This window comes from Halomonas rhizosphaerae, assembly GCF_030012485.1.
In the GTDB taxonomy this organism is placed as follows: Bacteria; Pseudomonadota; Gammaproteobacteria; order Pseudomonadales; family Halomonadaceae; genus Halomonas; species Halomonas rhizosphaerae.
Map to the genome: position 1 here is coordinate 1 of NZ_JASCQQ010000002.1, position 12,905 is coordinate 12,905.

Annotated in this window: 13 protein-coding genes; 8 read left to right on the forward strand and 5 right to left on the reverse strand. The window is 67.7% G+C overall.

Annotated elements, in window-relative coordinates; genetic code table 11:
* A partial coding sequence (locus QLQ86_RS00015) for a phasin family protein (protein ID WP_282815545.1) occupies positions 1-402 on the forward strand: 402 nt, incomplete at its 5' end.
* A gap of 264 nt (positions 403-666) precedes the next feature.
* Here the strand turns inward: QLQ86_RS00015 and putA are convergent.
* The gene (gene putA, locus QLQ86_RS00020) at positions 667-4,332 is read right to left on the reverse strand and encodes a bifunctional proline dehydrogenase/L-glutamate gamma-semialdehyde dehydrogenase PutA (RefSeq protein ID WP_282734007.1); all 3,666 of its coding nucleotides are present in this window, start codon (positions 4,330-4,332) and stop codon (positions 667-669) included.
* 432 nt (positions 4,333-4,764) lie between these two features.
* On the opposite strand from putA, the gene QLQ86_RS00025 reads away from it, so the two are divergent.
* From QLQ86_RS00025 to QLQ86_RS00040, 4 genes are read left to right on the forward strand one after another with little or no spacing between them, the layout of a single operon-like run.
* Positions 4,765-5,685, forward strand: a complete 921-nt coding sequence (locus tag QLQ86_RS00025) for a BKACE family enzyme (protein WP_282734008.1) — start codon at positions 4,765-4,767, stop codon at positions 5,683-5,685.
* On the forward strand, positions 5,682-6,638 hold the full coding sequence (locus QLQ86_RS00030; RefSeq protein WP_282815546.1) for an L-carnitine dehydrogenase: 957 nt from the start codon (positions 5,682-5,684) through the stop codon (positions 6,636-6,638). Before QLQ86_RS00025 ends, QLQ86_RS00030 begins: the two co-directional genes overlap by 4 nt.
* Complete coding sequence (locus QLQ86_RS00035; RefSeq protein WP_282734010.1) at positions 6,638-7,093, forward strand: thioesterase family protein; 456 nt, start codon at positions 6,638-6,640, stop codon at positions 7,091-7,093. The genes QLQ86_RS00030 and QLQ86_RS00035 overlap by 1 nt, the downstream gene beginning before the upstream one ends.
* A 50-nt stretch (positions 7,094-7,143) precedes the next feature.
* The gene (locus tag QLQ86_RS00040) at positions 7,144-8,367 is read left to right on the forward strand and encodes a TauD/TfdA family dioxygenase (RefSeq protein WP_282815547.1); all 1,224 of its coding nucleotides are present in this window, start codon (positions 7,144-7,146) and stop codon (positions 8,365-8,367) included.
* A gap of 145 nt (positions 8,368-8,512) precedes the next feature.
* Here QLQ86_RS00040 and QLQ86_RS00045 read toward each other — a convergent pair whose 3' ends face one another.
* The 4 genes from QLQ86_RS00045 to QLQ86_RS00060 all read right to left on the reverse strand — a co-directional run bounded on the left by QLQ86_RS00045 (position 8,513) and on the right by QLQ86_RS00060 (position 10,152).
* On the reverse strand, positions 8,513-8,953 hold the full coding sequence (locus QLQ86_RS00045; protein ID WP_282815548.1) for a DUF411 domain-containing protein: 441 nt from the start codon (positions 8,951-8,953) through the stop codon (positions 8,513-8,515).
* The gene (locus tag QLQ86_RS00050; protein ID WP_166644568.1) at positions 8,950-9,102 is read right to left on the reverse strand and encodes a hypothetical protein; all 153 of its coding nucleotides are present in this window, start codon (positions 9,100-9,102) and stop codon (positions 8,950-8,952) included. The genes QLQ86_RS00045 and QLQ86_RS00050 overlap by 4 nt, the downstream gene beginning before the upstream one ends.
* Before the next feature lie 80 nt (positions 9,103-9,182).
* Positions 9,183-9,485, reverse strand: coding sequence for a hypothetical protein (locus QLQ86_RS00055; RefSeq protein WP_282815549.1), 303 nt, complete (start codon positions 9,483-9,485; stop codon positions 9,183-9,185).
* A 118-nt stretch (positions 9,486-9,603) separates the two neighbouring features.
* Positions 9,604-10,152 (reverse strand): Spy/CpxP family protein refolding chaperone, encoded by a 549-nt coding sequence (locus QLQ86_RS00060; RefSeq protein ID WP_282815550.1) that lies wholly within the window; start codon positions 10,150-10,152, stop codon positions 9,604-9,606.
* 213 nt (positions 10,153-10,365) lie between these two features.
* Here QLQ86_RS00060 and QLQ86_RS00065 point away from each other — a divergent pair, with 213 nt between their 5' ends.
* From QLQ86_RS00065 to QLQ86_RS00075, 3 genes are read left to right on the forward strand one after another with little or no spacing between them, the layout of a single operon-like run.
* A complete protein-coding gene (locus QLQ86_RS00065; protein WP_282733622.1) occupies positions 10,366-10,860 on the forward strand; it encodes a cupredoxin domain-containing protein in 495 nt (164 codons plus the stop codon).
* A 9-nt stretch (positions 10,861-10,869) separates the two neighbouring features.
* Entirely contained in the window at positions 10,870-11,535 is a 666-nt protein-coding gene (locus QLQ86_RS00070; RefSeq protein ID WP_282815551.1) for a response regulator transcription factor, read from the forward strand.
* The gene (locus tag QLQ86_RS00075; protein ID WP_282815552.1) at positions 11,516-12,850 is read left to right on the forward strand and encodes an ATP-binding protein; all 1,335 of its coding nucleotides are present in this window, start codon (positions 11,516-11,518) and stop codon (positions 12,848-12,850) included. Before QLQ86_RS00070 ends, QLQ86_RS00075 begins: the two co-directional genes overlap by 20 nt.
* Positions 12,851-12,905 lie beyond the last annotated feature (55 nt).

A 12,905-nucleotide genomic window follows, 5' to 3' on the forward strand; every position in this document is an offset into this window, starting at 1 on the left:
GACGCCAAGCAATTTGACACCGCCCAGCTTGAGTCCGTTTTCTTCGCCCCGGCGCGGGCTTTCGCCGCCCTCTCCGTCGACTTCACCGAGAAGCTGGTCAATACCCAGCTCGAGGCCACCAAGGTCTATGCCGACATCAACCTGGCGCAGCTGCGCAGCCTGACCGAGGTCAAGGACGCCGAAGGCCTGAAGGGCTATCTGGAAGGCCAGCAGCAGGTGGTCCAGGACCTGACCGAGCGCCTGAAGGGTGATGCCGAGAAGGTGATGGCCCTGCAGCAGGAGTTCGTTCAGGAAAGCCAGAAGCTGACCGAGGGCAGCGTCAAGCAGGCCCAGGAAAGCGCCAAGGAGACCACCGAGACCGCCACCAAGGCCGTCAAGGAAGCCACTCCCAAGGCCAAGTAACTCCTGGCCCGCCGCGCGGGCCGCGATGACGTAATACCACAGGCCGCCGATCCATGATCGGCGGCCTGTTTTCGATGTGCGTCAGGCATGGCGCGCAGCGCGTGACTGACGCACCTACGAAGAACGCCGGGTTCAAGGCCCCGGCGTCGTTGCTGGAAACGCTCCAGCCTGGTCGCAGGTGTCGCGCTTCTCTCGGGTGGGTTACGCCCCCTCGGCGTCCGGGAGGGGGTCCGTGGTGTCGCCTGGCAGAGCAGCCCGTCGAGTCTACTCGGCCGTCGCCAGCAGGCTTGCGTTGCCACCCGCGGCGGTGGTGTCGATGCACAGATGGCGCTCCACCGCATAGCGCTCCGGCGAGATGGTCTGGGTCTCCAGCGACACGATGGCACCGTCGCGCTTGGCGAGCGCGATGCGCAGCTCGCGGGTCCAGTCGCTGTCGCCGGCAGCGGCCACGGCCTCGATACCCTTGACCGCGGTCAGCGTCTCGGCCTCGACGCTGCCCTCGAGCGCGGCGACGGGCGCCCCGGCATCGATCAGCGGCTGAACGGCCTGCGCCGCGCCCGGGGCGACGAGTACCGCCGGGCAGCCCGCACCGAGCGCCTGCGCTGCCTGGGCGACGGCGATGTCCAGGGTCGGCCCGAGGCAGAGCACCGGGCCCTTCGGGTACATGGCCAGGCGGTTGCTTTCCCCCGTCGGCCCCGGCAGCGTCTGCGGTGTCATGTCCAGGGCCGCGGTCTCGGCGAGCGCCTTTCGGACCACGCCGCCCTTGCCGGAAAGCGCCTTGCGCAGCACCTCGACCCGGTCGGGTCGCGCCGCCCAGTTGCGCGCGTCCAGCCCGTCGAGGGCCGACTGGAGGTCGCCGAGTGTCACGGTTCGCCCTTTCGGCGCGTCATGGCGCTCTGCTGCGGCGGTGCGGCGGAAGCGGGTGACGTAAAGGGGACCGCCGGCCTTGGGCCCGGTGCCCGAGAGACCTTCGCCCCCGAAGGGCTGGGAGCCGACGATGGCGCCGATCTGGTTGCGGTTGACATAGATGTTGCCGACATGGACACGCTCGACGATCTGCTGCACGCGGTCGTCGATCCGGGTATGCAGGCCGAAGGTCAGGCCGTATCCCCTGTCATTGATCGCGTCGACCACCTTGTCGATGTCCCGCGCCTTGAAGGTGGCCACGTGCAGGACCGGGCCGAAGATCTCGCGCTCGAGATCCTCGATGCCCCCGACCTTGACCACGGCCGGTGTCACGAAGGTGCCGACGTCCGGCGCGGACAGTTTCTTCAGCACCTTGCCGCCCTTTTCCTGCGCCGCCACATAGGCGTTGATGTCGGCCTGGGCCTCGGCGTCGATCACCGGCGAGACGTCGGTGTCGGTGTTCCAGGGATCGCCGATGGTGAGCGCGTCCATGGCGCCATCGAGCATGTGGAGCAGGCGGTCGCGCGCCTCTTCCTGGACGTACAGCATCCTGAGCGCCGAGCAGCGCTGGCCGGCCGACTGGAAGGAGGAGATCAGGATGTCGCGTACCGCCTGCTCGGTCAGTGCCGTGGAGTCCACGATCATGGCATTCAGTCCGCCGGTCTCCGCGATCAGCACCGCATCCGGCCCCGCATTCTGCGCCAGGGCCTTGTGGATGATCTGCGCTACCGGGGTCGAGCCGGTGAAGCAGACGCCTGCAATCCGCGCATCGCTGGTCAGCGGCCCGCCCACCGTCGGCCCGTCACCGGGCAGCAGCTGCAGCGCCGCCTCGGGCAGGCCGGCCTCGCGCATCAGCTCGACGGCCCGGGCGGCGATCAGCGGTGTCTGCTCGGCCGGCTTGGCCAGCACGGCGTTTCCCGCCGCCAGCGCCGCCGCGATCTGGCCGGTGAAGATGGCCAGCGGAAAGTTCCATGGGCTGATGCAGACGAAGATGCCGCGGGCATTGCCGGGCTCTTCCGCCTCCAGCCGCTCGCCCTCGTTGGCGTAGTAGCGCAGGAAGTCCACCGCCTCGCGCACCTCGGCGATGCCATCGAACATCATCTTGCCGGCCTCGCGGGTCGTGATCACGGTCAGCTCGGCGATGTGTTCCTCGTAGAGGTCGGCGGTGCGGCGCAGGACCTCGGCCCGCTCGGCCGCAGGCCGCGCCGACCAGTCGCGGTAGCCATCCTCGGCGGCGTCGAGGGCTGCCGCCACCTCCTCCGGGGTCGCCTCGTGCACCTTGCCCACCACGCGAGAGCCGTCGGCGGGAGACACGGCATCGCGAGCCGGTCCCTGCGGTGCCGGGCTCCCCGACAGCATGGGGCCGGCGGTCCAGGTGGCGTCGGCGAAGCGCTCGCGCGCCGCCAACAGCGGCAGGATCGAGGCGGGTTCGTTGATCCGGTAGCCGCGGGAGTTCTTCCGCTCGGGGGCGAAGAGCTCGCCGGGCTGGCGGATCAGCGGACTGGCGATGGCGTCGCCCAGCTGCTGCATCCCGGCCACCGGGTCCTTCGAGACCTCGCTCGGGGGAATGGAGTCGTCCACTACCTGGTTCACGAACGAGGAGTTTGCCCCATTCTCCAGCAGACGGCGCACCAGGTAGGCCAGCAGGTCGCGATGCGCGCCCACCGGGGCGTAGATCCGGCAGTGCGTCCCCTCCGACTGCTTGACGATGTGGTGTAGCGATTCGCCCATGCCGTGCAGGCGCTGGAACTCGTAGCTGTCCTTGTCGTCGCCCGCCATGGCCACCACGGCGGCGCAGGTATGGGCATTGTGGGTCGCAAACTGCGGATAGATGCGGTCACGCCGGTCGAGCAGCATCTGGGCGCAGGCCATGTAGCTGACGTCGGTGTTGACCTTGCGCGTGAAGACCGGGAAGGTCTTGACCCCCATCTCCTGGGACAGCTTGATCTCGGTATCCCAGTAGGCGCCCTTGACCAGCCGTACCATGATCTTGCGGTCGTACCGCTCGGCGAGGTCGTAGAGCGTCTCGATCATTGGCGCAGCGCGGCGTCCGTAGGCCTGCACCACGACCCCGAAACCGTCCCATCCCTCGAGGCTGGGGTCGGACATCAGCGCCTCGATGACGTCGAGGGACAGGTCCAGCCGGTCCTGCTCCTCGGCATCGATGTTGAACCCGATATTGGCCTTGGCCGCCTGCTGCACCAGCTCCTTTGCTCGCGGCACGAGTTCTGCCATCACCGTGTCGCGATGGGTGTATTCATAACGGGGATGCAATGCCGAGAGTTTCACCGAGATGCCGGGGCTTCCGCGCACGTCGCCCTTGGCCTGCTTGGCGATCGCAGTGATCGCCTTGGCGTAGGCCTGATGATAGCGGACCGCATCTTCGTCGGTACGTGCCGCCTCGCCGAGCATGTCGTAGGAATAGGTATAGCCCTGCTTCTCGAGCTCACGGGCATTCTTCATGCCTTCCTCGATGGTCTGGCCAAGCACGAACTGGCGCCCGAGGATCTTCATCGACTGGCCGACCGCGGTACGCACTACCGGCTCGCCCATGCGACGCACCAGGCCGCGCAGCGCCCGCGCCGGGCCCTTGGGGTCGTCTTCCAGTACCTTGCCGGTCAGCATCAACGCCCAGGTCGAGGCGTTGACCATCGACGACGACGACTTGCCCAGGTGCGCCCCCCAGTCGGATGGCTCGATCTTGTCGTGGATGAGGTCGTCGATGGTTTCCGCATCGGGTACACGCAGCAGCGCTTCCGCCAGGCACATGAGTCCGACGCCCTCGGCGGTCGAGAGTCCGTACTCGGCCAGGAACGCCTCCATCATCGACGGCGACCTTTCCTTGCGCACACGCGCCACGTAGTTGGCGCCGACATCGGCCACCTTGCGGCGGTCGTCCTCGGACAACTTGAGTCGTTCGACAAGCCCATGCAGCACCGTTGCCTCATCGGCGTCATAGTTGGCGCGGATGCGCGCCCGGAGCTCGCTCACGGCGCCATGCGGGTGAAGGTTTGCTTCGTTCATGTTCGATACCCTTTTGCTACTCGAAACGCATCGCCGATGCCCAGGCTCGGATGCTGTCGTCATTGTCGAAAGTCGTCCATCCAGCTTAGGCGTCCTGGCGGGAATTGTGTGCACTGCCTGTGGACACGCTATCAACGGACGACCCGCCGGGTTGTCCGGGTGGGTATCGAGCATCGGCAGGGAATCGGGCAGGGGGCGAGCGCTATCCGGCGATGGCGGGGGTGCCGGCGGTGCCGAGTCCGCACGGCGTTCGGTGAAACGCCGGATTCCACGGCCCCCTCGAAGGTGAGACACCGACCTTGCTCTCCGCTGACGACATGGGTTGGCAGAAATGTCGCTTAATGTGGAATTTTCGTCGCGCTGCGTCAAAGCGTCAGGCCGGGATGCCCCCACACTGTAGGCACATCCTTGTTGAGCCACAGGAGGCCGAACGTGAACCGCCATGTCATCCTGACCTGCGCCGTCACCGGCGCCGGCGACACCACCGCCAAGAACCCCAACGTCCCCGTCACGCCGAAGCAGATCGCCGACGACTGCATCGCGGCCGCCCGCGCCGGCGCCAGCGTGGCCCATATCCACGTGCGCGACCCCGAGACCGGCGCCATCAGCCACTCCGTCGACCATTTCCGCGAGGTGATGGAGCGGGTGCGCGAGGCGGATGTCGACATCGTCATGAACATCACCGCCGGCGGCGGCGGCGACTGGATCCCCGATGCTGAGGACCCTGCCCGGGGTGGCCCGGGCACCGACATCCAGACCCCCGCCCAGCGCCACGAGCCGGTGGGTGCGCTGCTGCCGGAGCTCTGCACCCTGGACTGTGGCAGCCTCAACTTCGGTGACATGGTCTACGTGAACCCCGCCGACTGGCTGCGCGAGCACGCCCGCCTGGTGCAGGCCGCCGGCGTCAAGCCGGAGCTCGAGTGCTTCGACCTCGGCCACGTCTGGTTCGCCCGCCAGCTGCAGGAGGAGGGCCTGATCGATGGCGACCCCCTCTACCAGCTTTGCCTGGGCATTCCCTGGGGCGCAGAGGCCGACACCGAGTCCATGCTGGCGATGCGCAACAGACTGCCGAGAAACGCCAACTGGGCGGCCTTCGGCATCGGCCGCCAGCAGATGCCCATGGTCGCCCAGGCGATGCTGCTCGGCGGCCACGCCCGGGTCGGCCTGGAGGACAACCTCTACCTCAAGAAGGGGGTGCTCGCCACCAACGGCGGGCTGGTCGAGAAGGCCGGGGACATCATCGAGAACCTCGGTGGCCGGGTGATGACGCCGGCCGAGACCCGCGCCCACCTCAGGCTGCGCGACCCGCGCACCGGTGAGGTCGTTGCACAGGTCCCAGGAGGTGGGGCATGAGCCGCCAACTCTCCGTGATCGGTACCGGGGTGATCGGCAACGGCTGGATCGCCCGCGCCCTGGCCCGCGGCTGGGACGTGGTGGCCTTCGACCCCGACCCCGAGGCCCCCGCGCGCACCCGTGCCTTCGTCGATAACGCCTGGGGATCCCTCGAGCGCCTGGGCCTGGCCGAGGGCGCCAGCCCCCAGCGGCTGACCTTCGTGGATAGCCTGGAAGCCGCCGTCCAGGGCGCCGACCTGATCCAGGAGAACGTCCCCGAGCGCCTGGCACTCAAGCGAGAGGTCCTCGCCGCCCTGGACGCCGCCGCCGAGGAGGGCGTGGTCATCGGCTCCTCCACTTCCGGCTTCAAGCCCAGCGACCTGCAGCACGACTGCCCCCGGGCGCCGGGCCGGGTGATTGTCGCCCACCCCTTCAACCCGGTCTACCTGCTGCCGCTGGTGGAGCTGGTGGGCGGCGAGGCCACCGAACCCGGGCACATCGAGCGCGCCCAGGCCCTCTACCAGGCGCTGGCCATGCGCCCCCTGGTGGTGCGCCGCGAGATCGAGGGGCATATCGCCGACCGCCTGATGGAGGCGCTGTGGCGCGAGGCGCTCCACCTGGTCAACGACGGCGTGGCCACCACCGAGGAGATCGATGCCGCCGTGGTCTACGGCTGTGGGCTGCGCTGGTCGCTGATGGGCACCTTCCTCACCTTCCACCTGGCCGGCGGCGAGCAGGGCATGCGCCATATGCTCGAGCAGTTCGGCCCGGCGTTGAAGCTGCCCTGGACGAAACTGGAAGCCCCCGAGCTCACCGACGAGCTGATCGACCGCGTGGTGGAGGGCTGCGAGCACCAGGCCGCCGGTCGCCCGGTGGCCGAGCTGGACCGCCGCCGCGACGACTTCCTGGTCGAGCTGCTCGACCTGGTACACAAGTACTGGCCCGAAGCCGAAGGCCTGGAGGGACGCATCTGATGGTGATCCTGGAGAGCCGCGTCGCCCCCGAGTGGGTCGACTACAACGGCCACATGAACGACGCGGAGTACGCCCGGGTGTTCTCCCTGGCGGTGGAAGCGCTGATGGATCGCATCGGCCTGGACGCCGCCGGCCGCGCCCGTCATGGCGTCACGATCTACACCCTGGAGACCCACCTCTGCTACCGCCGCGAGGCCCACGAGGGGCAGCCGCTCAGGGTCGAACTGACCCTGCTGGATCGCGATGCCAAGCGTCTGCACGTCTTCTTCGAGCTGTTCGACGAGGCGGGCACCCTGCTGGCCACCAGCGAGGAGATGTTGATGGGCATCGACAGCCAGGCGGGGCGCCCGGCGCCCTTCCCCGCGCCCATCGAGGCCGCCATCGCCGCGCTGCCCCACGCCGCGCGGGACGCCTGGCCGGCGCTGGCCGGGCGCACCATCGGCATACGCCGCTGAGTCCGCTCCTGCGCTCCCCCCTTCTCCTCTGTAACGCCCAGGAGGCCGAGATGCCCCGAGAACTTCCTCAGACGCCCGACTACGATGCCTGGCCCATCGAGGCCGACCTCGAGACCGTCTCCTTCTCCCCGCGCCTGGTGGCGGTGCGCTGGGACGATGGGCGTGAGAGCCGCTACCACGGCATCTGGCTGCGCGAGAACGCCGCCGACGAGTCCACCGTCAACCCGGCGACCCGCGAGCGCATCCTGGATCTCTCCACCCTGCCCGGCTGGCCGGAGATCACCGGCGCCGAGATCGATGACGCCGGCGCGCTGTGCGTGACCTTCGCCCCCGAGGATCGCCGTCTACGCTTCCATCCCGGCTGGCTGCGCGCCCACGACTACGACAACGCCGTCGATCCCGAGGCGCCGCCGGTGCCAGTGACCACCTGGCAGGGCGGCCCCGGGGAAGGCCCGGACAGCCTCGACGCCGTCGGCCTGCTCGACACCGAAGCGGGCGGCGAGGCCGAGGAGGCGATCCTCGCCCCGGCCCTGGAAAGCGTGCTGGGCAAGGGGCTGGTGCGCCTGCGTGGCCTGCCCACCCGGCCCGGCTCGCTGGAGGCCATCGCCCGGCGCATCGGGCCGCTGCGACCCACCAACTTCGGGCTGCTGTTCGACGTCAAGGCCAAGCCGGACCCGGACTCCAACGCCTACACCGCCATTGCCCTGCCGCCCCACGTCGACCTGCCGACCCGGGAATACCAGCCGGGGCTGCAGATGCTGCACTGCCTGGAGAACAGCGTGGAAGGCGGCGAGGCGGTGATGCTCGACGGCTTCGCCGTGGCCGAGGCGCTGCGCGAGCGACATCCCGAGGCCTTCGCCACCCTGATCCGGGTGCGCTGGTGCTACGCCAATACCGCCCGGACCACCGACTACGTCTGGTACGCGCCGATGATCCGCCTCGACGCGCGCGGCGAACTGCTCGAGGTGCGCATCGCCGACTTCCTGCGCGGTCCCCTGCAGGCACCCTTCGCGGAGGTGGAATCGGCCTACGAGGCGCTGATGACCCTGCAGCGGCTGCTGCACGAACCGGCCTTCGCCATCCGCTTCACCTACCGGCCCGGCGACCTGGTGATCTTCGACAACCGCCGGCTGCTGCATGCCCGTGACGCCTTCGAGGGCAGTAAAGGCCATCGCTGGCTGCAGGGCTGCTACATGGAGCGCGACGAGATCCGCTCGCGTTACCGCATGATCCTACGCGCGCGGCGGCAGCGGCGACTCACCGGCGAGGCCTGAGGCTTCAGGCAGGTCCTGCAATGGGCAAGAGGGGCGTCGGGCCCTCAGGGCCCGGCGGGGTTCCACGGGTAGCGGGTGAGAACCTGAAACGCCCCGGCCTTAGCCGGGGCGTCCTCTCGCGAGAGATGAGCGGGATGGGCCCCCCTCAGAGCGTCATGAAGGCCGCCTCCTGTCGGTCGGTGAACTGGTAGACCTCGTAGGGTGCCTGCTGGGGGCCGGGCATGCCGGGGGTGCCGATGGGCATGCCGGCGAGGCCGATGCCATCGATGGCCGGCCGCTCCTCGAACAGCGTCTCCACCGCCGCCAGCGGCACATGGCCCTCGATCACGTACTCGCCCATCTCGATGGTGTGGCAGGAGCCGAGTCCGTAGGGGAGGCCCGAGGCTTCCTTGATCTGACCGAGATCCCGGTCGTCGATGACGGTGACCTCGATGCCCATCTCCTCGAGATGTTCGGCATAGCCATCGCAGCAGCCGCACTGCGGGTTCTTGTAGAGCGTGGCCTCGTCCGGCAGGGCGGCCTGGGCGGTAGCAGCGCCGGCCAGCAGGGCGGTGGAGAGGACGAGGGTGGGGGCGATGCGGTTCATGAGCGGTCCTCCTGGGAGCGACGGGACGTGAAGACATATTTGGCCAGGGCGGCGATGCCGAGGCCCAGCAGCAGCATGAAGGCCAGCGGCATCAGCCAGCCGATCCAGCCCATGGAGCCCATGAGGGCGAAGCAGTCGGTGCTCATCATGTCGAGACTCCTGACGAAAGTGCACAGGTAAATCCGGTGGCAGGCGGAGGGCCAGCTTCACCGAGGTGATAGAGGCACGGTCAGGGTCTGGGAGGTTCGCGCGGGGGCGGGGCGATGAATTCGACCGCGGCCGGTCCGTCGGTGTCGGCCAGGGTATCGGGGGTGGCAGGAGTGACGAGGGGCATCGCCGCCAGGGCCGCGCAGCCGGCGCATTCGGGGTCGGCGTGATCGAACATCTCGACCTGGGTCGTGCTGCAGTCAGCGGCGCAGCTCTCCATGGCCGCCTGGCCGGCCAGGCTGGTCACCGACAGCAGCACCGCGAGCAGAAACGCCAACAGGCGTCCTCCTCGGGTGAGATGCAGTTGTCCGGCCTTGGCGGTCATGGTGATTTCCTCGTCATCGCTACGTCATTCTGCGCCAGTCGTGCGAGTCGCCACATTGATCCAGCGCAAGAGAGAACGGGATGGCTGAGCGGTGCCCGCCAGGCGGCGGGCATCAGGTTCACTGCGGGCTTTTGCGAGAAGAGGCGCCCTGCTTCAACTGTTCGCGCTGCTCGTCGGTCAGCAGGTCCTGCATCCGATTCCGCATGCGCACCTTGTCCGCCATCATCTCGCCGTGGAGGGTGGCCATCTGACCATGGAGGGCCTGCACTTCCTCCGGATCCGGGCGCTCTGCCTGCATCAGCAGCATCATGTCGTCACGCAGGTTCATCATCTCGCCCATGCGTTCGAAGTGGGCGGAACGGTGCTCCCTGCGCATCTCGCGCAGGGAACTCAGCTGCTCCTCGTCGAGGATTCCGGCCATGCCGCCCTGGCCACCCATCATCATGCTGGGGCCCATGCCGCCCTGGCCGCCCATCATCATGCCGGGGCCCATGTTGCCCTGGCCGCCCATCATCATGCCGGGGCCCATACCGCCCTGGCCGCCCATCATCATGCCGCCAGGCCCATGGGCGCCCTGCTGCATACCCTGGGCAGCAGCGGTGCCACTGGCGACGATCCCCATGCTGGCGGCCAGGACGACGGCGAGAAACTGCTTGTACTTGACCATGGTATTTCCCCTCATCTTGCGGATAGTAGAGAAGTTGACTTCCTCGGCAGAAGAAGGCGAGCTAGCTATCGTTATAAGCCTACAACCCATGGGCGGCCCCAAGGTCAAGATGTCGCGTTGCAGCGAAACCCTTTTGGCCGAGTTCAGCCTCGTTTCAGGTTGTTGCGGTACAACCGAGTCTCCCCTGATACGACACGAGAGGTACCATCGATCATGCGCAAGATGCTTCTGGCCCTGGTCCTGGGGCTGACGACCACGACGGCCTTTGCTGCCGGGCAGCACGACGCTTCCCACGCAGCGACAAGCGAGGCCGACGTCGACCGCACCATTCGCGTCGAGGCGGGCGACATGTGGTTCGATCCCGAGGGGATCGAGGTGGCGCCGGGCGAGACCATTCGCTTCGAGATCACCAACACCGGTAATATCGAGCACGAGTTCGTTATCGGCGACGCTCAGGCCCAGGAGGCGCATCGCGAGATGATGCAGGAGATGGATGGCAGCCACGGCGACGGCCATGAGGGACACGGCGGCCACGACATGGCGGAGGGGGCGCATGGCGGCGAGATGCCTGCCGTGACCATCGCCCCCGGTGAGACCGCCGAACTCGTGTGGACCGCTCCGGGCAACGTGGAGCGCCTCGAATACGCCTGCAACCTGCCCGGGCACTACGAATCAGGCATGTCGGGGAACATCGATATCCGGGAGTGACCCGCCTCCATGAAACTGTTGCTGCTCGAAGATGACGACCTGCTCGCCGAGAGCCTGGTCGAGTGTCTGAGGGACAACGGTTACCGTGTCGATCTGGCCACTTCACTGAGAGTGGCCACGTTGCTCATGGCAACCGAGCACTATGAGCTCGCGATCCTCGACCTTGGCCTTCCAGACGGTTCCGGGCTGGATCTGCTCAAGCAGTGGCGCAAGCAAGGCCGGGACTTGCCGGTGCTGATTCTCACCGCGCGCGACACCTGGGAAGACAAGGTGGTCGGACTCGAAGGCGGTGCGGATGACTACATGACGAAGCCCTTCCATGAAGCCGAGCTCATCGCCAGGGTGATGGCGCTGCTGCGCCGGAAGTCCGGACACCTGTCCCGGGAGCTGACGCTCAATGGCGTCTCGCTGGATGAGGCGAACCAGCGTGTCCGTGTCGATGGTGGGACCTGGCACTCCCTCACCGGCACCGAATTTCTCCTGCTGCGCTACTTCATGCACCACCCGGGGCGCGTTCTTTCCAAGGACCACCTCCTCAACCAGCTCTATACCCTGGATCAGGATGCGGCGGCACCCAACCTCATCGAGGTCTACATCGCGCGGCTGCGGCGCTATCTGGGCAAGTCGATCATCCAGACCCGGCGGGGCCAGGGTTATGTCTTCGTCACGCCTTGATCGGCGCAGCCTGCGTATCCGGCTGCTGGCGTGGCTGTCAGGCATCGCCCTGGTGGTGACCGGGATGACCTGGCTGCTGCATGGCATCCTGCTGAAGGATCTGGCGCGCGACTTCCTCGGGGCGCGGCTCGAGCGTGAAGCCGCACATGCCATCGAGCAGCTGCGGCGCGACTACCTCTCCACCGCCGCCGTGCTGGATTCGGCCAGTCGCGGTTTCCAGGTCTTCCACCACCTCTACGTGTTGCGCCTCGGCGATGACACCTCGGCCTCGGATCCGCGCTGGCAGGCAGCGCTGCAGTCGCTGCTCGGTGCGTCCAGCGAAACGCTCGTGGAGGTGCGGGAAGGGCAGCAGCACCTGCTGGTCTATCGGCAGCCCTTCGTGCTCAACGGCGAGGATGGGGTGCTGCTGATCGGCGAGGACTTCTCGCAGGTGGAAGCGGGGCTCCACCGCTTGCACTGGTGGGTCGGCGGTATCGCGGCAGCCCTGCTGGTGATGCTCGTGGCGCTCAATCTGCTGGCGGTCAATCGTGGGCTTATTCCCCTTTCACGGCTGCACGACCAGCTGGGCGAGCTGCGCAGGGGGGAGCGCGAGCGTCTCTCCCTGGATGTGCCATCCGAACTGGACGATCTGGTCATGCAGCTCAACCGCTTCATGGACGAGATCGATAGTCGCCTGCAGCGCTCTCGCGACTCGGTAGCCAACCTCTCCCACGCCCTCAAGACGCCGCTGGCGGCGGTGACCCAGGTGTTGCGTGGTACCCGCCCCATCGATGAGTCGCGCCGCCGGCGGCTGGTGGAGCGCCTGGACGTGGTTCATGCCCAGCTGGATGCCGAGCTGCGCCGTTCGAGAATCGCCGGTCCTCACGCCGGGCGCATGTCGGAGCTGCGCCACGACGGCTCTCGACTGGTGGAGATGTTCCGCGCCCTCTACCCAGACAAGCGGTTCCGCCTGAGCCTGCCGGATCGGCTCGACCAGCGTATTCCTGTCGAATCACAGGACCTGTCCGAGATGCTCGGTATCGTGCTGGATAATGCCGGCAAATGGGCCTCCCACCAGGTTCACTGCCAGCTGCGCCTGGATGGCTGTCTCACCATTCTCGTCGAGGACGATGGGCCCGGGGTGGCCGAAGCGGACCTGCCCAGTCTCGGCCAACGCGGCAGACGCCTGGACGAGAGCCAGCCCGGCTACGGCCTTGGCCTCTCGATCCTGAATCAGCTGCTGACACGCTACTCGGGGCGGGTTCGGTTCGCGCCGAGCTCCCTCGGGGGATTGCGCGTGGAGATCACGGTGCCTGTCGGCGAGTGCCTTCCGTGAGCCTTCACGTTCAGCTGTGATTCAGCTTGACCCGTCAAGATGCTGCGACCAGACA